Annotated in this window: 20 protein-coding genes; 12 read left to right on the forward strand and 8 right to left on the reverse strand. The window is 59.7% G+C overall.

Translation table 11 applies throughout. From position 1 onward, the window contains the following. Window positions 1-13 precede the first annotated feature (13 nt). The 12 genes from HDEN_RS14540 to HDEN_RS14595 all read left to right on the forward strand — a co-directional run bounded on the left by HDEN_RS14540 (window position 14) and on the right by HDEN_RS14595 (window position 15,095). Window positions 14-1,027 (forward strand): HAD family hydrolase, encoded by a 1,014-nt coding sequence (locus HDEN_RS14540; protein WP_013216895.1) that lies wholly within the window; start codon window positions 14-16, stop codon window positions 1,025-1,027. Next, entirely contained in the window at window positions 1,024-2,466 is a 1,443-nt protein-coding gene (locus tag HDEN_RS14545) for a DUF1254 domain-containing protein (protein WP_013216896.1), read from the forward strand. Before HDEN_RS14540 ends, HDEN_RS14545 begins: the two co-directional genes overlap by 4 nt. Before the next feature lie 24 nt (window positions 2,467-2,490). Continuing rightward, complete coding sequence (locus HDEN_RS14550) at window positions 2,491-3,600, forward strand: DUF1254 domain-containing protein (RefSeq protein ID WP_013216897.1); 1,110 nt, start codon at window positions 2,491-2,493, stop codon at window positions 3,598-3,600. 29 nt (window positions 3,601-3,629) lie between these two features. Beyond that, the gene (locus HDEN_RS14555; RefSeq protein ID WP_013216898.1) at window positions 3,630-3,866 is read left to right on the forward strand and encodes a DUF3302 domain-containing protein; all 237 of its coding nucleotides are present in this window, start codon (window positions 3,630-3,632) and stop codon (window positions 3,864-3,866) included. Continuing rightward, window positions 3,863-4,804, forward strand: coding sequence for an HlyD family secretion protein (locus HDEN_RS14560; RefSeq protein ID WP_013216899.1), 942 nt, complete (start codon window positions 3,863-3,865; stop codon window positions 4,802-4,804). The genes HDEN_RS14555 and HDEN_RS14560 overlap by 4 nt, the downstream gene beginning before the upstream one ends. Window positions 4,805-4,994: 190 nt before the next feature. Beyond that, window positions 4,995-5,927 (forward strand): SphA family protein, encoded by a 933-nt coding sequence (locus HDEN_RS14565; RefSeq protein ID WP_013216900.1) that lies wholly within the window; start codon window positions 4,995-4,997, stop codon window positions 5,925-5,927. Window positions 5,928-6,083: 156 nt separating this feature from the next. Next, a complete protein-coding gene (locus HDEN_RS14570; RefSeq protein WP_013216901.1) occupies window positions 6,084-6,695 on the forward strand; it encodes an ANTAR domain-containing response regulator in 612 nt (203 codons plus the stop codon). Between the two features lie 2 nt (window positions 6,696-6,697). Beyond that, the gene (locus tag HDEN_RS14575) at window positions 6,698-7,924 is read left to right on the forward strand and encodes a CmpA/NrtA family ABC transporter substrate-binding protein (RefSeq protein WP_013216902.1); all 1,227 of its coding nucleotides are present in this window, start codon (window positions 6,698-6,700) and stop codon (window positions 7,922-7,924) included. A 279-nt stretch (window positions 7,925-8,203) separates the two neighbouring features. Continuing rightward, window positions 8,204-9,529: an MFS transporter gene (locus HDEN_RS14580; RefSeq protein ID WP_013216903.1), complete on the forward strand. Its 1,326-nt coding sequence runs from the start codon at window positions 8,204-8,206 to the stop codon at window positions 9,527-9,529. A 106-nt stretch (window positions 9,530-9,635) separates the two neighbouring features. Next, complete coding sequence (nirB, locus tag HDEN_RS14585) at window positions 9,636-12,089, forward strand: nitrite reductase large subunit NirB (RefSeq protein ID WP_013216905.1); 2,454 nt, start codon at window positions 9,636-9,638, stop codon at window positions 12,087-12,089. A 4-nt stretch (window positions 12,090-12,093) separates the two neighbouring features. Continuing rightward, on the forward strand, window positions 12,094-12,423 hold the full coding sequence (gene nirD, locus HDEN_RS14590) for a nitrite reductase small subunit NirD (protein ID WP_013216906.1): 330 nt from the start codon (window positions 12,094-12,096) through the stop codon (window positions 12,421-12,423). Between the two features lie 11 nt (window positions 12,424-12,434). Further along, window positions 12,435-15,095, forward strand: a complete 2,661-nt coding sequence (locus HDEN_RS14595) for a nitrate reductase (RefSeq protein ID WP_013216907.1) — start codon at window positions 12,435-12,437, stop codon at window positions 15,093-15,095. A 408-nt stretch (window positions 15,096-15,503) separates the two neighbouring features. On the opposite strand, the gene HDEN_RS14600 is transcribed toward HDEN_RS14595, so the two are convergent. From HDEN_RS14600 to HDEN_RS14635, 8 genes are all read right to left on the reverse strand, one after another. Continuing rightward, complete coding sequence (locus HDEN_RS14600; RefSeq protein ID WP_013216908.1) at window positions 15,504-15,902, reverse strand: hypothetical protein; 399 nt, start codon at window positions 15,900-15,902, stop codon at window positions 15,504-15,506. A 55-nt stretch (window positions 15,903-15,957) separates the two neighbouring features. Beyond that, complete coding sequence (locus HDEN_RS14605; RefSeq protein WP_013216909.1) at window positions 15,958-16,563, reverse strand: hypothetical protein; 606 nt, start codon at window positions 16,561-16,563, stop codon at window positions 15,958-15,960. Window positions 16,564-16,569: 6 nt separating this feature from the next. Continuing rightward, window positions 16,570-16,869, reverse strand: a complete 300-nt coding sequence (locus tag HDEN_RS14610) for a hypothetical protein (protein ID WP_013216910.1) — start codon at window positions 16,867-16,869, stop codon at window positions 16,570-16,572. Next, complete coding sequence (locus HDEN_RS14615; RefSeq protein WP_013216911.1) at window positions 16,866-17,261, reverse strand: hypothetical protein; 396 nt, start codon at window positions 17,259-17,261, stop codon at window positions 16,866-16,868. Before HDEN_RS14615 ends, HDEN_RS14610 begins: the two co-directional genes overlap by 4 nt. Beyond that, the gene (locus HDEN_RS14620; protein ID WP_013216912.1) at window positions 17,261-18,142 is read right to left on the reverse strand and encodes a glycoside hydrolase family 108 protein; all 882 of its coding nucleotides are present in this window, start codon (window positions 18,140-18,142) and stop codon (window positions 17,261-17,263) included. Before HDEN_RS14620 ends, HDEN_RS14615 begins: the two co-directional genes overlap by 1 nt. Window positions 18,143-18,311: 169 nt before the next feature. Then, window positions 18,312-20,594, reverse strand: a complete 2,283-nt coding sequence (locus HDEN_RS14625) for a pectate lyase family protein (protein ID WP_013216913.1) — start codon at window positions 20,592-20,594, stop codon at window positions 18,312-18,314. 2 nt (window positions 20,595-20,596) lie between these two features. Next, window positions 20,597-20,806, reverse strand: coding sequence for a hypothetical protein (locus HDEN_RS14630; RefSeq protein WP_013216914.1), 210 nt, complete (start codon window positions 20,804-20,806; stop codon window positions 20,597-20,599). Beyond that, window positions 20,806-21,780 (reverse strand): glycine-rich domain-containing protein, encoded by a 975-nt coding sequence (locus HDEN_RS14635; protein ID WP_013216915.1) that lies wholly within the window; start codon window positions 21,778-21,780, stop codon window positions 20,806-20,808. Before HDEN_RS14635 ends, HDEN_RS14630 begins: the two co-directional genes overlap by 1 nt. Window position 21,781 lies beyond the last annotated feature (1 nt).

The following is a 21,781-nucleotide window of genomic DNA, read 5'->3' on the forward strand; positions in this document are numbered from 1 at the left end:
CGGAGAACGGCCAATGGCCGTGATCGCCTTACGAAAATACGGGACATGGATGCTGGGCATTCTGGCATCCTTATTCATGTGCATGGCGGTTGCGGCCGCTTCGGAGCCGCTTCCGTCGTGGAACGACGGTGCAACCAAACAGGCCATCATCGACTTCGTCGTCAGGGTGACGAAGGACGGCAGCGCGGATTTCGTGCCCGAGGCACAACGCGTTGCCGCTTTCGACAACGACGGGACGCTGTGGGCCGAGCAACCGATGTACGTTCAGGCGCTGTTCGTCGCTGACCGCGTGAAAACGCTCGCTTCACAACATCCCGAATGGACGAGCAAAGAGCCTTTCGCATCGCTGCTCAAGGGTGACGCAACGGGAGTTGCGGCGTCAGGCGAGTCCGGTATCGCCGAGCTGATGGCTATTACGCATGCGGGAATGAGCACGGACGAGTTTGCGGTGATTGTCAGCGACTGGATCGCGACGGCCCGGCATCCGAAAACCGGGCGGCTCTACACCGAGATGATCTACCAGCCGATGATCGAGCTGCTGGCGTACCTGCGTGAAAACGGATTCAAGACGTTCATTGTTTCCGGCGGCGGTATCGAGTTCATGCGGCCCTGGGCCGAGCGCGTCTACGGCATCCCCCCAGAGCAGGTCATCGGCAGCACGGGCGGTCTCAAGTTCGAGATGCGCGATGGAACTCCCATAATCATGAAGACGCCGGACCTCGTACTCAACGACGATAAGGACGGCAAGCCTGTCGGCATCCAGCGTCATATCGGCCGACGGCCGACCGCTGCTTTCGGCAATTCCGACGGCGACCTTCAGATGCTCGAATGGACCTGCAGTCCACCCGGCGCGCGACTTTGTCTTCTCGTGCATCACACCGATGCCGAACGCGAGTGGGCCTACGACCGGACGTCTCGTGTTGGCCGTCTCGACAAGGCGCTCGATGAAGCGACCGCCAAAGGATGGACGATCGTCGACATGAAGCAGGACTGGAAGACGGTATTTCCCAAGGAGGACGCGCGATGAAGAAGCTGCTGCTTGCTGCGTTGGTATTGCTTCTTCCGCTTTCTGCCAGCCAAGGACAGACGCTCACTGCCGAAGACGTGAAAGCGCGCCTGCTTCAGAGCCGTGCGGTGGAGGCGGTCATCTGGGGCATGCCTGCGGTCAACTACGACCTCATGCTGCAAGAGATGCTGAGCAAGACGTCGGGCAAAGTGAACCAGTTCATCTATTGGGGGCGCCCGCTCGATTGGAAAAACCAGACGCTAACGCCCAATCCTGACACGCTCTATTTCATGTCCTTCTTCGACACTCGAGACGTCGGGCCGATCGTAGTGGAGATTCCGCCGGCGGACGAAAACGGTTCGCTCAACGCCAACTTTGTCAATGTTTGGCAATTGCCCCTGGAGGACGCCGGACGGCTTGGGATCGACAAAGGCAAGGGGATGAAGTTCCTCATTTTGCAGCCTGGGTACGCGGGAGAAATTCCTGACGGCTATGCTCCGCTAAAGCCGGATTCTTTCGGCAGCTACGTGCTGCTCCGCTCGAATCTCACCAGTCACGGCGACGCGGATGTCGCGAGATCGGCGGCCTATGCCAAGCAAGCCAAAGTCTATCCGCTTTCGCAGGCGTCAAATCCGCCGCCGACCGTGTTCACTGACGTCAAGGACGTCACGTTCGATTCGACGATCCGCTATGACGAAAGCTTTTTCGAGCATTTGAACCGCGTCGTGCAGAGTGAGCCGTGGCTCGATCGCGACCGCGCCTTGATCGATCAGCTGCGCACCATCGGTATCGAGAAGGGGAAAGCATTCGCTCCGGACGACGCAACAAAGAAGGCGCTCGCGACAGGCGTGCGCGAAGCACAGCTGCTGCTCGCGGCGAAATACGATGCCGGCATGCCGCCGTTCTACGAAGGCACGCATTGGACCTACCCGGGCCATCCCGAATTTATCAAAGCAGTTGGCGAGGGCTTGAGCGATCCCAACGACTATCCTGTTGATCGGCGTGGGCTCACATATACTTACGCCTATATCGGCATCAAGCGCATGGGCGCCGGCCAGTTCTACCTCATCAATATCAAGGACAAGAACGGCGAGAGCTACGATGGGGCGAAGACGTTCCGCCTGCATGTTCCGCCGAATGTGCCGGTCGATCAGTATTGGTCCGTGACCGCGTACGACCGTGAAACTCACGCGCTCATTAAAAATGTCGATCGCGCCAGCCGCGCGTCGAATGCTGCTGAGTTGAGGAAGAACGAGGACGGCTCGGTTGACATCTATATCGGCGCCAAGGCGCCTCCTGGCCAGCAGGCAAACTGGATTCCGACGGACCCAGCCAGAAAGTTCGAGCTGATGTTCCGCGTCTATGGGCCGAAGCCGGAATTCTTTCAGAAGACGTGGAGGCTGCCCGACCTCGAAAGCGTGGACTCGGCAGCGGAGGGTTCGGGCGACAGAAGAAACTGAGCAATCTCGCGAGGAGACAACGTCATGGCAAGCAATTCGCAGAATTGGACGATCGCTGCAACGGCCGTTTGCGCAGCGCTCGCCGTCACCGGCGCGGTGCGTCAGGTGTCGGCAGAAGAGGGATTATCGACTTCGTCGAAAGAAGTTCCAGTTACGGTCGACAATTTCCCCCGCGCTGAGTCCGACGTCTACATGGCAAATGCCATCAAGGACGGCGACTTCGGGAAGTTGAAACACAATCGCGAGCCGACTCCGATCGATAAGCAGACCGTCATCCGAATGAACCGCGATACGCTTTATTCCTTCGGCGTATTCGACCTCGACGCAGGTCCGGTGACAATCGCGATGCCCGACGCGGGCAAACGCTTCATGACGCTGCAAGTCATCAACGAGGATCATTACGTTCCCGCCGTCTATTACGGCCCGGGCGCGCACACGCTGACGCGCGAGAACGTTGGAACACGCTATATGACGGTTGGTATTCGAACGCTGATCGATCCCAATGATGCCGAAGACGTGAAAGAAGTTCACGCCCTGCAGGATGCGATCAAGGTCGAACAGAAATCCGCCGGCACATTCGACGTGCCGAACTGGGATCAAGCCTCGCAAAAGAAGATCCGGGACGCCCTTCTGGTCCTGTCGCAATTCACTGGCGGCTTCAAGAATGCTTTCGGCACCAAGAGCGAAGTTGATCCAGTACGGCACCTGATAGCCACCGCCGCCGGATGGGGTGGAAATCCCGACAAAGACGCAACGTATCTGAGCTTTGTGCCCGCAAAGAACGACGGCACGATGGTCTATAAGCTCGACGTCAAAGATGTCCCTGTCGACGGCTTCTGGTCGGTCACGGTCTATAACGCCGAGGGCTATCTGCAAAAGAACGAATACAACGCCTATTCGCTCAACAATATCACGGCGAGCAAGGCGGCCGACGGATCGATCGAGATCCAGTTTGGCGGCTGCGATGGCAAGACCATCAATTGCCTGCCGATCATGCCCGGCTGGAACTACACCGTGCGGCTCTATCGTCCTCAGACGTCGATACTCGACGGCTCGTGGAAGTTCCCCGAAGCGCAACTCGCTGGGACAGCAAGCTCGGCAACCGGAGCAAGCAGCGGCGAGGGAAAGAACTAGCGCAAAACGAATAGACCGCGGAGAAAGCCGTGTCTTTCATCGATTATTTTGCTTGGTTCGTTCTAATCTTCCTTCTTCTCACGGCTGTGGCGGCATTCGTCGCGATGGCCATGGCGCCCGGCTACATTGCAAAATCTCGGAACCATCCCTGGACGCAAGCTGTCACGGTTGCGGGGTGGGTCACGCTGATTTGCGGCTTTGTGCTTTGGCCCGTCGCGTTGATCTGGGCCTATATCGATACGCCGAAGAAGGAGGAGGGCCGATGATCGCCTTCCTATTCAACGGCTATCTGTTTCTGCTTTTTCTGCTCGTCTGGTTCAAGGTCGTTCCCTTCAATCTCTTTTGGAAGATCTCGCCAGTCCTCGTCATGCTCGCATTGCTCGTCGGGCTTTTCATTCCCATGGGCTGGGGCGCGCCTTCGGGGCAACTCGTGGTCGGACGACATTCCGTTGCGATAACGCCCGACGTCGCCGGCGAGGTCGTCGATGTTCCAGTGCAGCCGAATGCGCAGCTGAAGCAGGGAGACATACTATTCCGCATCGATCCCGTTCCGTTCGAAGCGCAAGTGAAGGCTCTTGAAGCGCAGCTCAAACTTTCAACCCAACGGTTGGGACAGATGACCGAGCTCGTCGAAAAGGCCGCGGGCAGACAATTCGACGTCGAGCAAAGGCGGGCGGAGGTCGATCAGCTCAACGCGCAAATAGAGGGCGCAAAATGGAATCTTGAGAAGACGATCGTACGTGCTCCGGCGGACGGTTACGTAACCAATCTCGCCCTCCGCAAGGGCGCACGAGTCGCTTCGCTGCCGCTAGCACCTGTGATGGCCTTCATTGATACATCGGATACCATTGTCGCGGCTGAGATACCGCAGATCTACGCTCGATACGTTATGCCGGGACAAAGCGCGGAGGTGACGTTCAAATTTCTCCCAGGTCAGGTCTTCACGGGCAAAGTGGAAACGGTCCTGCAAGCTGTATCGACAGGCCAGACTCAGGTTTCCGGCCTCGCCGTCACACCAAAGCAAGTCGCGTCAGCGCCGTTCGTCGTTCGAATTGCGCTCGATGATCCGTCACTCGCCGCAAGCCTTCCCGCCGGCAGCACCGGAGATGCCGCGATCTTCACCGATCACGCCAAGGCCACACACGTGATCCGCCGCGTGATGCTGCGCATGAGCGCAATCATGAATTATGTGAATCCCTATTGAATTCAGCATTTCCGAGTGAGCAATCCGTGTAGGCTCCCGTGCCAGTCCGGGCGCGACTTGATGAATCCGAACGCTCAATCGACGCTTAAAATCAGCCGGCCGTGACCGTACCGCAACAGATTGAACGACTATTAGAAGATAAGCGTACTGTATAAGCGGTTTGCGTTTTCGACGGGATGGGGGTCTCGGAATGCGCACACGATCTGCTTTCGCGGTCATTGCGGTTTTTGCTCTGTCCGGCGTCTCGTCCGCACGCGCAGATGAAGCGGGCTTCTCTTCTTACGGGCTTGGCGGATCGGCGTTTGGCGCGGGCGTAACGCCCCCGCCCGGCACCTATTTAACCGTCGGAAGCGGCTTCTATTCAGGAAAGATCGGCCGCGCGGTGACGTTGGGAAACGTGACTCTCAACGCAGGCGCTCGCGTTGATTTCTTCCAGGCTTTTATCAACGGCCTCTACGTGCCGGATCGAAAAATCCTTGGCGGTAATTTCGGTCTTGCGGTCACTATTCCCACCGGCCACATCAGCATGAGAGCCAACGTGAGTGCTCCCCCTCTTCCGCCGGTCGAGCGCGAAACCGCGGGCTGGGGATTGGGCGACATCACCACGAGAGCACAACTCGGATGGCAGAGCGGAGAATTTGCTCATACTGCCTATGTGCAGGTCGTTGCGCCAAGCGGCCGCTACGAGGTGGGGTTCAAACCGGACATCGGCCTCAACCGGCCAGGCATCGATACGGGCTGGAGCTTCACGTGGACGGAGAAGACCTCAAAACTCCAATTTAACGGCACAGTTGGGGTGACCTTCAATTTCGAGAACACGGCAACGGACTATCAAAGCGGCACGGATTTCCACTTCGAGTGGGCAATCGGGCGAGAAGTCTGCACTGGATTGGTCATTGGCGTCGCCGGCTATGACTATCGCCAGTTGACTGGTGACTCCGGCACTGGCGCCGTGCTCGGGCCGTTTGAAGGAAGCGTTGACGCTATAGGTCCGGCGCTCACGTACACGACGCTTGTCGATAAGACACCGGTCATCCTCAGCGCGCGCTTTTATCAGGAATTCAACGCAGACAAGCGTTGGGAGGGCAATTCGACAATGGTCTCCGGAACGGTGAAGTTCTAGGCTGTCCTTCAACAATTTACAGCGACGGGCGGCCGTCGATATTTCTGCCGCTAGATGCGCAAGCTGGCATCGCTCGCTCTCCTTCGGTATTCATTTGGGCAGTTGACCGACCGCATAAATCGTGTAGGCGACACAGTCTTCCTTGTGGACACGAGCATGCAGCCGCCGCCGAATCCTCTTTCTGTCCTCGTCATCGACGAAAACCGGCTGCGCGCGTCGGTGATCGAGGCCGGGCTGCGAGATGCGGGTTATGTCAACCTGACGATCGTCCATGACGTCGTCGGTATCGCGCGCCGCATCACCGAGATCGAGCCTGATGTCATCGTCATCGACCTCGAGAATCCCAATCGCGATATGCTCGAAAACATGTTTCAGCTTTCGCGCGCGGTGAAGCGGCCGATCGCAATGTTCGTCGACCACTCGGATAGTGCATCGATCGAGGCAGCGGTCGATGCCGGTGTCTCCGCCTATGTCGTCGATGGCTTAAAGAAAGAACGCGTCAAGCCACTCTTGGACATGGCGATCTGTCGTTTCAACGCCTTTTCGCGCATGGTCCGCGAACTCGAAGAAGCGCGATCCGAACTCGAAAACCGCAAGCTTGTTGACCGTGCCAAGGGCATCCTCATGGCGACACGGGGCCTTTCGGAGTCGGAAGCCTACGCACTTCTGCGCAAAACCGCGATGAACCAGAACCGAAAGATTGGGGAGATTGCCGAAGGTTTGATAACGGCGGCCGGGCTTCTGTCGCCGCGTGAGGGGGAGCGATAATCGTGGGCGGCGCAAACCAAATAACGGCGGGCTTCTTGCCGCTTCTAGACAGTGCGGTTCTCGTCGTTGCGAAGGAGCTGAACTTTGCGGCGGCTGAGGGTATCGATCTCGCCCTGGCGCGTGAAACCTCGTGGGCGAACATTCGTGATCGATTGGCCGTGGGGCATTTTCAGGTCGCTCATGTTCTTGCGCCGATGCCAATCGCCTGCAATCTCGGGCTGACGCCCCTCGTCGTGCCGACGATTGTCCCGATGGCGCTCGGTCTTGGTGGAAATGCGGTTACGGTCTCGAATGCCTTGTGGGCCGACATGGTGGACAAGGGAGCAAGGGCCGACTTCGACCCGGCAGCGACTGGCCGGGCGTTGAAAGCTGTCGTCACAGACCGCGGCGCTTCCACATCGAAGCCGATGCTGCGCTTCGCCGTGGTCCATCCTTACTCAGGGCACAACTACGAATTTCGCTATTGGCTGGCAGCCTGCGGAATTGATTCATCACGCGATGTCGAGATCGTCATTGTTCCGCCTCCGCTGATGTTGGACGCATTGGCGAGTGGCACAATCGATGGCTATTGCGTGGGCGAGCCATGGAATACTGCGGCCGCTCTTGCCGGCAAGGGACACATCGCAACGGTCAAAGCCGCGATTTGGCGGTCCAGTCCGGAAAAGGTCCTGGGCGTGAGCGCGCGTTGGGCGGAAGATAATCTCGATGTGCTTTCCGCGCTTCTGCGGGCGCTTTGCAAGGCTGCGGAATGGTGCGGCAATGCGCGAAATCGCGGTGATCTCGCGCGCATCCTGGCCGAAAAAAGCTATGTCGGCCGGCCTCGCGAGTGGCTGCTCCCGGCGCTCGAAGGAGAATTACCGGACGGAAGCGGAGACACGAAAGCGGTCGCAGATTTCTTTGTTCCGTTCGCGAAGGCCGCGACGTTTCCGTGGAAGAGCCACGCACTCTGGTTCTATTCGCAGATGGTCCGCTGGGGACAAATCCAACACAGCGCGGAACATGCGCGGATTGCGCGAGAGACGTACCGGCCCGACCTCTATCGAGCGGCATTGAAACCGCTGGGTATCGCGCTTCCGGTCGCGAATGCCAAAGTGGAGGGCGCGCTCACCGCCGCTACCCCAGTCGGGTCATCCGGCGCCAGCTTGGTGCTTGGGCCGGACGGCTTTTTCGACGGCGGTTTGTTCGATCCCGACAAGCTCGATTCCTATATAGCGAGTCAGAAGCTCTGAGCTTGCACTGCACAAATTTTGCGCCGAAGCGGCGTTAAACTGCTGAATGTTTGGACTTGCGATGCCTTCGCAGGTGCCGCATCGTCGAAAAAGACTCGAGTTGAAGGTCTTGTACCCAGCTCACCTAAGCTGCGCGAGTTGCGCGCTTAGGATTTCATCCGCGTCCAATGGCGGGCGCTCCATAGGCAAAGCTGCCGATCAAGCCTTCACACCCTCGTCGAGGGGTGCGAGCGCTTGGCCGGCAGCTTTTTTGTTTTGCGCAATGACCGGGAGCATCTGATGCGCACACAAGAAAGTTCCGTTCTCACGGTATCGACGCCCGAGGGCCGCGCCCTGTGGGTTTCCACGTTTGCGTTCACGGCCTGCTTTGCAGTCTGGACGATTTTCGCCATCATTGGACTCCACATCAAAGATCAACTCGGTCTGACTGAAGCGGAGTTCGGATTGCTCGCGGGAACACCGATTTTGACGGGTTCTCTGGCGCGCATTTTCCTCGGAATCTGGACAGATCGCTATGGTGGGCGCCTCGTTTTCACGGTGACCATGCTCGCGGCGAGCGTTGCGACGGCGCTTCTCATCTTCGCCCAAACGTACCCTCAAATGCTTTTGGCGGCACTCGGAATAGGCCTTGCGGGAGGCTCGTTCGCTGTCGGCATTGCTTACGTCTCGAGGTTTTTCCAGCAGGGACAACAAGGGACGGTGCTCGGAATCTTCGGCGCCGGAAATGTGGGCGCCGCGGTCACGAAATTTCTCGCTCCCTTTGCGCTCGTGGCATGGGGCTGGCACACGGTCGCGCTGATCTGGGCTGCCGCGCTCGCGGTCATTGCGGTCATATTCTGGCTTACGACGACCGATGATCCGATAACGGTCGAACGCCGCAGGACCGGCGAAGCGCCAAAAGCCTACGCGATGGAACTCGCGCCGCTGAAAGACATCCGCGTGTGGCGCTTTGCGATGTACTATTTTTTCGCCTTTGGCGCCTTCGTCGCGCTCGCGCTCTGGCTGCCCCGTTACCTCATTGGCGTCTACGGCTTCGACATCGAGACCGCGGGCATGGTTGCGGCCGCGTATTCCATCCCGGCAAGTATCTTTCGCGCCTACGGCGGTGTTCTGTCGGACCGCATTGGCGCGCGGACAGTGATGTATTGGTGCTTTGGCGTCGCTGCCATCGCAACATTCGTGCTGTCACTGCCGCCGACCGACTATGTCATGCATGGAACACACGGTCCGGTCTCGGCGCATTTCGAAATCAGTCCGCTCGTCTTCATCGGCATGACTTTTGTGCTCGGTTTTTTCATGAGCATCGGAAAGGCCGCCGTCTACAAGCACATCGCGACCTACTACCCGGACAACGTCGGCTCGGTCGGCGGACTTGTGGGCATGATCGGCGGGCTCGGCGGTTTCATCCTGCCTATCGCATTCGGCTTTCTCGCTCAGGTGACGGAGCTTTGGACAAGCTGCTTCATGCTTCTCTTCGTCATCGTCGTCTCCCTCTTCGTCTGGATGCACATTTCGGTGCGGCGCATAGGCCGAAGCGCAAACGCTTCCACTTCCCAGTCTGACGTCGCCGACACGCGTCTCGCACACGCCGGAGGCCGGGCATGAGCCATCTTCGACTTGAGCGAATTCTCGAACCGTTCGCCCACGCAACGAAAGCCGCAGCCGAAGTGAAGCCGCCTTTTGAGGGCGACACCATGGGGACTTCACAGCCATGACCGAAAAACTCGTCATCATCGGAAACGGCATGGCGCCGGGCCGCATGCTCGAGCATCTGCTCGAGAGTTCGCCGGGGCGCTACACCGTCACGATCTTCAACGCCGAGCCGCGCGTCAATTACGATCGCATCATGCTCTCGCCCGTTCTGTCGGGCGAAAAAAGCTACGAGCAGATCATCATCCACGGTGACGGCTGGTACATCAAGAATGGCATCACCCTTTACAAGGGGCACAAGATTGTCGCGATTGATCGTACCGCCAAGACTGTGACGTCTGACCACGGCGTCGTCGAACACTACGACAAACTCGTCATCGCGACGGGCTCGGTCCCGTTCATCCTTCCGGTGCCGGGCAACAATCTGCCGGGCGTTTTGAGCTATCGCGATCTTGACGATGTCAACGCCATGCTTCTCGCGGCGCAATCGCGTTCGAAGGCCGTCGTCATCGGTGGTGGCCTCCTCGGTCTTGAGGCTGCCGCGGGCCTCGAAGCTCAGGGCACGGACGTCACGGTCCTGCATCTGATGCCGACACTGATGGAGCGTCAGCTCGATCCAGCGGCCGGGTACCTTTTACAGCAGGCTATAGAAGATCGAGGCATCAAGGTCATCTGTAAGGCGAATACGAAAGCCATCCTGGGCGACAAGAAAGTGGAAGGCGTCGAGCTTGCGGACGGTCGCGTCATTCCTGCGACGCTGGTTGTGATGGCAGCGGGCATCAAGCCGAATATAGCGCTTGCTAGGGACGCGGGACTCTCCACCAATCGCGGAATCGTCGTCGACGCGGGAATGCACACATCGGATCCGGATATCCTGGCTGTCGGTGAATGCGTCGAAGTTGGCGGCCATGTCTACGGACTTGTCGCGCCGCTCTACGAAATGGCACGCATCGCTGCCGCCCATCTCGCCGACAAAACAAGCACGGCCGCGTTCGTCCATAACGACACGCCGACAAAACTTAAAGTCACCGGGATCGAGCTCTTTTCGCTCGGTGATTTCGCGGACGGTGAAGACCGGCACGAAATTGTCCTGCGTGATGCGTCGGCCGGCGTCTACAAGCGGCTTGTTCTGAAAGACAACCGCATCATCGGCACGGTTCTGTACGGCGAGACGGCCGATGGCGCTTGGTTCAACGACCTGAAAAAGAAGCAGGTCGATATCACCGACATGCGCGATACGCTGATTTTCGGGCAAGCCTATCAGGGAGGGTCCCCCCTCGACCCTATGGCGGCCGTTGCAGCCTTGCCAGATGACGCGGAAATCTGTGGCTGCAACGGCGTATGCAAGGGCAAGATCGTCGGTGCTATTCAGGAAAAAGGGTTGACGTCGCTCGATGGTGTACGTGCCCACACCAAGGCGTCGGCCTCGTGCGGCTCATGCACCGGCCTCGTCGAGCAACTGATGTCTTTGACGCTCGGCGACTCCTACAATCCAGCAGCTGTGCAACCAATGTGCGGATGCACGGCGTTCGGGCACGACGATGTCCGCCGACTGATCAAAGCCAAGAACCTCAAAAATATCTACGCCGTCATGCAGGAGCTGGAATGGGCGACGTCCTGCGGATGCGCCAAATGCCGTCCGGCATTGAACTACTATCTGGTCTGCGATTGGCCGGGTGAGTATGCCGACGATTATCAGTCGCGCTTCATCAACGAGCGGGTGCACGCCAATATTCAGAAGGACGGAACGTATTCGGTCGTGCCGCGCATGTGGGGCGGCGTGACGAGTTCAAAAGAGCTGCGTGCCATCGCCGATGTCGTCGATAAATTCGACATTCCAACCGTGAAGGTCACCGGCGGTCAGCGTATCGACATGCTCGGCATCAAGAAGGAAGACCTACCGGCTGTGTGGGCCGATCTCGGTAAGGCTGGCTTCGTCTCCGGCCACGCCTACGCCAAGGGCCTGCGCACGGTTAAGACGTGCGTCGGCACCGACTGGTGCCGCTTCGGAACGCAGGATTCGACCGGGTTCGGCATCCGCATCGAGAAATTCATGTGGGGCTCGTGGACGCCCGCAAAGGTCAAGATGGCGGTTTCTGGCTGTCCGCGAAACTGTGCCGAGGCGACGTGCAAGGACGTCGGCGTCATTTGTGTCGATTCCGGCTACGAGATTCATTTCGCGGGAGCTGCGGGCCTCGATATCAAGGGCACGGAGGTCCTTGGCGTCGTCAAGACAGAGGACGAAGCGCTCGAAGTCATCGTCGCGCTTGTTCAAATGTACCGCGAACAGGCCCGCTATCTCGAGCGCATCTACAAATGGGCGAAGCGCGTCACGATTGCCGAGGTGCGCCGTCAGGTGCTCGACGACGTCGAGAAACGCAAGTCTTACTTCAACCACTTCGTCTATTCGCAGCAGTTCGCCCAGGTCGATCCGTGGTCGGAGCGTGTCTCAGGCCTTCACAAGCATGAGTTCAAGCCGATGGCGACAATCGGAATAGCACTAGCGGCGGAGTGACAAAATGAGCTGGTTTGCGATCGGCAGCATCACCGATATTCCGCAGCGCGGCGCGCGCTGCATCGAAACTCCGCAAGGTAAGATCGGCGTGTTTCGAACGATGGATGATCGTATCTTCGCGATCAAAGATCATTGCCCACATCGGGGTGGCCCGTTGAGCCAAGGCATCGTGCACGGGACGGCGGTGACCTGCCCGTTACACAATTGGGCCATTTCCCTCGAGACGGGCAAGGCATTGGGGGCCGACGAAGGTTCCGTGCGCACGATCCCGGTCAAGGTCGAGGATCAGCAGATTTTCATCGCGCTCATCGTCAAAGCCGATCGCGCAGCTTGAGGGCGGAGCCGATGACCGCCCCGCAACCCACAAAGACAACCTGCCCTTATTGCGGTGTTGGCTGCGGTATTCTCGCGGATGTGTCCTTGGACGGCAAAGTTGGAATTCGCGGTGACACGACGCACCCGGCCAATTTCGGCAGACTTTGCTCGAAGGGTTCGGCGCTCGGCGAAACGGTCGATCTCGACGATCGCCTTCTCTATCCGGAAGTCGACGGACAAAGAGTGAGCTGGGATGCGGCGCTGCGGCTGGTCGGGTCGCGATTCTCCGAGACGATCGCGGAGTATGGTCCGGATTCAGTGGCGTTTTACGTCTCGGGTCAGCTGCTGACGGAAGATTACTATGTCGCCAACAAGCTGATGAAGGGCTTCATCGGCTCCGCGAACATCGATACCAATTCGCGCCTCTGCATGGCTTCATCCGTTGCCGGGCACAAGCGCGCGTTTGGATCGGACACCGTTCCGGGCTGCTATGAAGATCTCGAGATTGCCGACCTCATCGTTCTTGTCGGTTCGAATCTCGCCTGGTGCCATCCCGTCCTCTATCAGCGCATCGTCGCTGCTAAAGACAAGCGACCCGAAATGAAGATCGTCCTCATCGATCCGAGACGGACGATGACTTCTGACATTGTCGACTTGCACCTTCCGATCAAACCTGATGGTGACGTTGCGCTGTTTTCCGCGTTGCTCTCGCACTTGTTTGAAACCGACGCGATCGACCAAGATTTCATCGCCGCCCACACGTCGGGCTTTACCGACGCGTTGCGTGCCGCGGATGCGATGGACATCTTGGCGATCATCGAACAAACAGGGCTTGATCACAGACTATTGCGGAGCTTCTTCGAGCTTTTCGCGCGGACCGACCGAACGGTCACCGTCTTCAGCCAGGGCGTCAATCAGTCTGCGCGCGGCACCGACAAGGTCAACGCCATCATCAATTGCCATTTGGCGACGGGCCGCGTCGGGAAACCCGGCGCGTCGCCGTTCTCGGTGACGGGCCAACCGAACGCGATGGGCGGGCGCGAGGTCGGCGGCATGTCGAATACGCTCGCGGCACACATGGACATCGAGAACGCCGAGGATCGCGATCGCGTTCGCCGGTTCTGGCAGGCCCCGCTCGTCGCCGCGAAGTCCGGCCTCAAGGCCGTCGATATGTTTCGCGCGCTTGCCGACGGCCGGATCAAAGCTCTCTGGATCATGGCGACCAATCCAGTCGTGTCGATGCCGGACGCAGGCAAAATCGAGGACGCAATCCGAAACTGCCCGTTTGTCGTCGTATCGGATGTGATTGCCAAAACGGACACGGTGCGTCACGCACGTGTGCGGCTTCCGGCGGCGGCTTGGGGAGAGAAGAGCGGAACCGTTACCAATTCCGAAAGGCGCATCTCCCGACAGCGCTCGTTTTTGCCGCTCCCAGGCGAGGCGCGTCCCGATTGGTGGATCGTTTGTGAAGTGGCGAAGCACATGGGATTCGGCGCGGCCTTCGATTACAAATCGACGTCCGAGATTTTCGCCGAACACGCCGCGCTTTCCGGCTTCGAGAACAACGGCACGCGCGACTTCGATATTGGCCAATTTGCGAATATTTCCGAAACTGAGTTCGATCGCCTTGAACCCTTCCAATGGCCGCGACACGTAGGCAAAGAGCCAAGCATCCGTCTGTTCACGGACGGAACGTTTTTCACGCGCGACGGCAAGGCCCGTTTCACGTCGCTCGATCTGGAACCGCGGCGAACAACGCCGGCAGCATATCCGATGACGCTCAACACCGGGCGCGTTCGCGATCACTGGCACACGATGACACGCACAGCGAAAAGCCAGCGTCTCTCGCAACACTACGGCGAGCCTTTCGCGGAAATTCATCCCAGCGATGCCGCAAGCTACAATATCGGCGACGCGGACATCATCCGCATTTCGACGGGAAATGGAGCAATTCTGGTCCGGGCGCTGATATCGGCGCGTCAGCGTCCGGGATCGATCTTCGTTCCGATGCACTGGACCGACCAGTACGCATCGAAGGCCCGCGTCGACACGCTCGTGCCTGCTGTGGTCGATGCGATTTCCGGACAACCAGCATCGAAGAATATCTCAGTTCGCATCGAGCGATTTGCAGTCTCGACTTACGGCTTTGCCGTTCTCGACCGTAAGCCCGAGAACATTGACGCCGCCTATTGGGCACTCGCAAAATGCAGCGCGGGTTGGCGGCTCGAGCTGGGTTTCGCCGACGGCCGGGAGGATTGGTCGTCTTTCGCGAATGAGCTGTTGGGCGCATCCGAAGACACCGAAACCATCGCTTTTCACGACCGTCAGAGTTCCTCCTACCGCTTCGCTTGCTATCGGGGCGAAAGTTTGCGGGGCGCATTGTTTCTGGCATCGGAGCCAGTGGCCGTTTCGCGCGATTGGGCAGTTGCACAGCTTACCGCGCCGCATCCGAGGACCGCTTCGCGGTTCAAGTTCATTGCCGGGCGACCGGGTGCCGGCGCGACCGACAATGGCGCGACCGTCTGTTCCTGTTTTGGTGTCGGTGCCAACCAAATTGCCGCCGCCGTTCGGCGCGGATGCCACTCCGTCGCCGCCATCGGCGAAGCCCTTCAAGCCGGCACGAACTGCGGCTCCTGCCGTGCGGAAATCAGAACGATCATCGAAGCGCAGAACCTTCAAGCAGCGGAGTGAGTCCTGTTGTCCGGACTTGTCCGATGCGGCGCTTATGGCGCGTCCGGCGTTGCTCATGGAGCCGAGCGCGAACCGTGTCGTGAAAGCGATGGTTGCCGTGGACCGACCTGGTCAAATCCACTGACCGGCAAAATCAGTGGTAAAGTTGGTTGCGGGGGCCCGCAACGGGCAGTGCCGGACTTCGGGTCGCGCCGTCCATCTCGCGATTTTTCGCCTTGTAGCCTAGACCAAACGCACAAAAAAGCCCCGCCGCTCCGGCGTTGGCCAGGAGCGGCGGGGCTGAGACGCGCCGATCGCATCGGCGGTCTAGACGGCGTACGCGAGGGCGGGCTGACCCCTCAATCGCCGGATATCAAAAGCGGTAGGAAAGGATGAGGACGAGCGCCACGCAAACGGCGCCCCACCGCATCAGCTTCCCCCGAACAGCGCCAGATGTGTCGAGAGCCACTGGTAGAATTTGCCCGCTACCGCCGCCGCCAGCAGGAGGTACTGCCACCCCTCCCGAACTAGCTTGAGGAACTCCTTCACGTCCTCGATTTTCGGGGCTTTGGGGTGGCGACGCTTTAGCTGGCGGACGTCCTGCTGCGTTTTGCGGTGCGCTTCGTCGATCCGCTGTATGGCCTGGCCGTGGCGCTTCTGCTCCGTAATGAGGTCCTGGTGCAGCGCATGCCCTTGCTTCAGCTGCTGCTCCATCCCGCCGAGAGAATGGATGATCCAGTCCGTCTTGACGGACTGCTGCAGCAGCATCGCCATGAGCGGATCGGCCACTGGCGCACCGTTCGGCGGGTCGGAGCCGTTGAATCGCATCGTTGATCAGCCTATCGCGATCGAATTCTAGAGTTCTCATCGGACGGCCTCCGGGTTAGGGCAAAACCGCCTTCATCTGGTCCCAAACACTCGGCGTGCTGGCCGCTTTTGGCTTAGCGGGAGCGGCCTGCTTGCGCGGGACCGAGACTGTCGTGACCTTCGCCACTGGTTTCGCAGCCGCCGCCTCTAGCAGAGCGCCGGTTTCGATCTGCAGCTGTCGAATGCTATCGGACAGCCCGTCGAACTTCTCGCTCAGTGCGTCGACCCTCTGCTTCAGAGCGTCGAGGCTGTCTTTCTGCGCAGTTGCGGCGCGGCCAAGTTCGCTTTGGGTCTTCGCAACGTCGGCCTTGCTGACAACGTCACCATTGGCATAGGCCACGGCGGCGCTGACATTGCCGCCGAGCAGCCGAGCCGCTCCTGAACCCCAATAATAGGTCCCGTAGCTGAAGACACCGACAACCATGAGGAACGCCGCGCGCTTCGTCCACGTCCAGACCCGCCACTCGACGACGAATTGCTTCCATTTCGGATTCGCGAACCCGAGAAACGAAGATATCGCGCTCGTGATCGTTGCGAACAATGATTTCGCATCGTTTTCGATCTCGGCGCCGATGTCATTGGCGGCGTCCGCGATCTGCTTTTCCACCGTTTTGATATCCATCTTCCCTTACCCCTTGAAATCTTGCGTTGGCGGCGACGCCTTGAGCCCGGCCCGGCACACGGAACGCTCGGCGCGCATCGCGTTGAACGCGCGCTTATTCTCTTGCTCACGCCGCGACGTCGCCTTGCTGCGCTCGCCGTCGACCGGCGGGCTCTTCCAAGCAGGGTCAGGCGTCAGACATTCGTTTGGCGGCGACACCTCGACGTTGCGGACGACGATCGTCGGCTCCGGCGGCTCGGACGAGCAACCGCCACCGTTGCCCATCAGGAAGGGGACGAGAAAAACGACGGCGAGAGGCCATTTCATTTGCGCAGGATCCTTGTGATTTCCGGCGTGTAGCAAACCGGGTTGTCTTTCAGCGCGGCGAGTTCCTGTTCCAACTCGCGCACCTGGTCGACGGCGGCCTCGGCTTCGGCCCGCGCCTTGTCGCGCTCGGCGTTCGCTGCGCGCTCGCGCTGCGCGCGCGCAGCGGCTTCCTCGTTCCGCGCTTTGTCGGTCGCGGCAGTGAGCGTTTTCGTCCAAGCGAGATCTCGGCCCGCGATCGCGCCGTCGACGATCACGCCCTTCAGCCACACGATGCTGCCGACGACGAGCACGATGGCGAGGACGATCAGGGCGGCGACGCCGATCGCGCCGCCACCGATCTGTTTGGCTCGGGTCTTGAGCCGCGCGAAGAGGAGGGCGAGTGCGGTCCACATCACACCGCCTCCTGCCTGATGAGACGCCCGCGCCCGAACCAGCCGACGAGCCCACCCGTCAGCGCACACACTCCGACGATGAACGCCTGATTGCTCGCCAGCGTGAGCAGGAACAGCACGAGGTCAAAATGCCCATTGCTGTAGGCGGTGCTGGCTGACTGCGTAACGGCCAGAAGCGTGCTCGCACTGCCGGCGCCGGTCGTGACGATCGCCGCCTTTCCCTCGCTCGTGTCGAACGTCCTCTCCGGCCGCTCGTCGTAAGCTTTGCCTTGGCAGGCGGCCTGCTCGTCGCCGGCGAACTCCGGCTCGACAGCGAAGAAGCCCCCGAAAGCCACGGCGCTGCCGGTCCCGGCCCATGCGAGACCTTGCTGCTCGATGCCGTCACAGCGGCGCATCCAACCCTTGCCGAAGCGCCAGAATGTTTTGATCTGTCGCAGGAACGAGCGGCGCTGCGCCATGATCCCCTCGACGAGTTCATCCGGATCGGCGGCGTCGATCGCGGCAAGCGTGATCTGCCCGATGCGGCCGTCGGCGGCGACACCCAGCGCGCGCTGCATGGCCTTCACGGCGCGCGGCGGCCCGGAGTTGACGCCGAAGTCGAACACCGCGAGATCGACACCCTTCGGCAGCTCGTCAGCGCGGACCTCGTCCCAGTAGCTGTGCCGGTAAATTTCCTGCTCTTCGGCCTGGGCGATCAATCTGACGTCGCGTTTCGACAAGCCTTTGCGCGCCCGGTAGGCATCGTATTCGCGCTGGATGATGCCGTGCATCGTCGCGCCGCCAGGATCGTATTTGTCGTTCGAGTAGCCGCCCTCCCATTTGAGCGTCTGTGCCAGGCACGCGCGAAATCGCGCCTCGGCATCTGCCGGTGCGTTGGTCATGGGTTCCCCCGATTTTGGATGTGGTGAAAGACTACGGCGTGAGAGGCAACAGCGATGCTGGAAGCATCGCGAGCAGTTCAGGGATCGTGAGCGTCACATTTTGAACGCTTCGGCTTGTGCCGGTGCGTTGGTCAGGGGTTGCTCTTGTCGCTGAGTATGAAACGAGAATTTACGGCGTCGCCTCGTACGTATCCCACCATTTGACTGGGTAGCTGACTCCGCTCAGCACAGGACTTGCCGCGGGCAACGATCTGACGATCAGCCCGCCATCGGTCCCGAACTCAATCTGGCCAACACCGCTGGCAGTTCCGACCGGTGCGCGCACGGTCGTATCGATGGGGCGTTCACAGGCCGGCAACTGGCCAGCTGCAAGAATGACGGTATCTGCCGATGTCGTTCCGCCGCTCAGCGCGCCTTCCCAATGAAGGATGCCGTGCTCGTCGACCATGCGTCGCAGATTGCTCTGCGCCCAACTGTTCGAGTACGTCAGTCCGGAAGCGCTGCGCCAAATGCCTTTGTCTTTGTTGATACCTGGGCTTACGTCAAGGATCATGCGGCGGCTGGCGTCAGTCTGATCGCTCCGGATCGAGCGCGCGCCGCGGAACGTGTTACGCGCTCCAATCGTGTTGTATCTTGGTGCATACCCGTCACCGCCATCGACCAGACCAACGTCCGCGATAGCGCAGAGCTGCATTTGATTTTCATCGATCAAACCTGCGATAGAATTCATCAGCCAAATTGAATAGTTTACGTCACTGCCGCCGCCGAAATTGTTGGCGACGATCCGCCAATGCTTCGCCGGGTAAGCGAGACCCTGGACCTGAATGTGCTGACCTAGCAAATTCGTGCCGCCGTGCTGCTCGACCTGGTTGTTCTCGAAGCTCCAGTTCGACCCGTTCGTGACCAGCAGCGCACCGTCGCGCGTCACGATGCAGTTGCCGGAGATCAGCGTCTTATACGCCCCGAGCACGAGGTTGAGGCGAACGCCAGTCCCGGGTCCGAACATCAGGTTGTTCAGAATGCGGTGCCCGTCGGCGCAGCCGTCTAGGTTGATGGCAAGGCCGCCCGAACTTTGAATGGAGATATTGCAGCCTTCGATCGTGTTGAAATTGGTGTCGCCTGCCGGTGTTGCGCCGCCGATGCGAATGCCACAGAGGCCGCCAGTGATCATCCCATTGCGAATATGCGTTTCGAAATGCGGGTTCTGGCCCGGCGTGGAGTTGGCCGGGTTGACGTTGATCGCGCAGTTGGCGCGGGCGTCCGCAATCCAAGTGCCGCCCTCGATGATCATGTTGCGCACGTCGCTGGACGCGGGATTTGTTACCGCGATGCGCAAGAGATCATCGGAGGAAACGGCGCTGCTCAACGTCAATACGGCGTTCGGGTCGAGCTTCAGCGATTTGTGCTTCGACATGACGAGCGGCACCGTGCCGACATAGCTGTCGGCCGGAAAATAGAGAATGTCGCCTTTCGGCTCAGCATCAAGTGCCGCCTGGATTTTCGCCCAGTCCCCGGCATCGTTACCGCCCTTAACGCCGAAATGATCCTTTACGTTGACGTAGGTATCACTGACCTTGATGACGGCACGAAATTCAGCAGCTTTGCTGGAATCGAGGCTTGCAGGAGCGACCTTCCCGTCTGCGATTGTGTCCTCGGGCTGAACAGCGGTATCAGCCTTGGCACCTTGTGCCGCCGTCGCAAATGCTTCTACGTTCTCGGCTGCCGCAGTCCCAAGAACTGGTTTATTGGTGAGCTGATTGTAATCCGATGTTCCGAATGGCGTCGGAGGGCCCCAATCGCCGGACGCATCGGACATTTTGATGAACAGAACCGCAGTCGTGATCTCGTCGCCGTCGCCATCCGTCGAGAAATAAGCAAATCCGCCAAGTGCATCGTCATATACCGAACGCCCCGAGAACGGGCCGCGCGCATCGGGCATAAAACTTGTGCCATCGGCACCGCGCTCCGCAAGAAGCCGCCAATATGCGTTCTCCGTCGACGGAAGGAACGGCGGCGCATGTCCGCTGGCTGGCGTGGAATTGATATAGATCCATGACGACCCGTCACGCGTAACGACATCGCGCGCAGAATATTCCGTGGCGCCAGAATATTCTCCGCGAGCAGACACAGACCGCCCCGGTTCGGCCAAGAGCGTCCAATAGGAATTAGATACTGCCGGGAGTGTCGGCGGCGCGTGCCCCGTCGATGACGGCGCGATCAAGCTCCATGTCGCTCCGCCATAGCTGACTGTGTCGCCGAAAGTGTAAGTCTCAGCGCCGCTATAGGCGCCGCGCGGATTGGGTCCTGCATTATACGCTGTCGGCGATCCTCCGTTGTCCGTCACGACGATGCGGCACGTCCCGCTGCCCGTCTGCACGAAATAGATCATGTCCTTTTCTAGAACTTCCGGCAGCGCCTGGACGCGCGCGAGGCGAACTTGATTCATACCCATCGTTAGGATCCCCAGTCGTCTTGCACCAAAGTGAGCCCGAGAGATCGCGGTGCCGTTTCGGAATCGGTTGAGAATCTGGTGGCGACAAAACCCATGGCCGTCTGCATCGGACAGCTCGGCGTGTCAGTCGAGAACCCAGTCTTGGCCCACGGCGATCCGATCGGCGGCGTGTAGCCAGCGATCAGAATTTTCGGATCGTAAGTTTCCGACATCAGGAGATCGCCGTCGTGTATTCGATGACGGCCATGCCGGCGGTGCCAGCGTTGCTATCGCCAGAGGGTGCACCTGCCGATGAGACGGCATTGACCATGCCGGATGAGAAAGGCCCGATCCGGGAGATATTGCTCGTAAATTTGAGCGCAAGGCCGTTACTGCCTGAGGGAGAACTACTCGTGCGAGTCTGCCCAGCGTAGTTGAGATCACCCCCCGTTGCGACCCCGCCAACTCCGTTGGTGGCATTTCCGCCCTTACCACCGCCCGCGCTCATATTCAGACCATTAGGACCAGTGCAAGTACTGTCTCCACCGTTGTTGCCGTCGCGAGTAGGGCTGACACCTGCGCCACCCAGTCCGATCGTCAGCGACAGCTGTTGGCCTGCGGTCATGAAGTAGCGATCCTTGATGCAGACCGCAGCGCCTCCTCCGCCTCTCGAATTCGTAGCGCCACCCGCGCGGCCGGACGCACCGCCTCCGAACAGCCAAATCCTGACGAAGCAATCGAACGGCGCAGTCCACGTCCCGGATGCTGTGATCTCGTCGTAAATCGAATACGGCGGCACGTCGGACTGGTTTGCGACGACCTTCTGGCTCGGGACCTCGATAAGGACGCGCCAGGCAGAGCTGGTGCCGTGGTATTGGATCGGGATCGCTCGGCCGGCTTTCAGATCGCCGTTCTCAAGAGCAGCGCCATCGCTGGTCTTCACAGCGATCGGGGAGCCGCTCTCGACCGCGAGCGTAACGGCGCCAGTGTTGTTTGCTGCTGGCACTAAAACCGCTAGAGCACCGTCCGTCAGCGCGGAAAATCCGGTATTCTCCGCAACGCCGGCCGTGATGGCATTCGTTCCGGACACGCCGGTTAGATGCCCGAGCCATAGAGATACGCTATAATTCAGCGTGGCGGCGATATCGTCGGCCAGGGCGGTGCCGGTATCGTAGCTTTCCGGATCAATATTGCGATTGATACCCATG

This window comes from Hyphomicrobium denitrificans ATCC 51888 (assembly GCF_000143145.1).
GTDB classification, from domain to species: domain Bacteria; phylum Pseudomonadota; class Alphaproteobacteria; order Rhizobiales; family Hyphomicrobiaceae; genus Hyphomicrobium_B; species Hyphomicrobium_B denitrificans.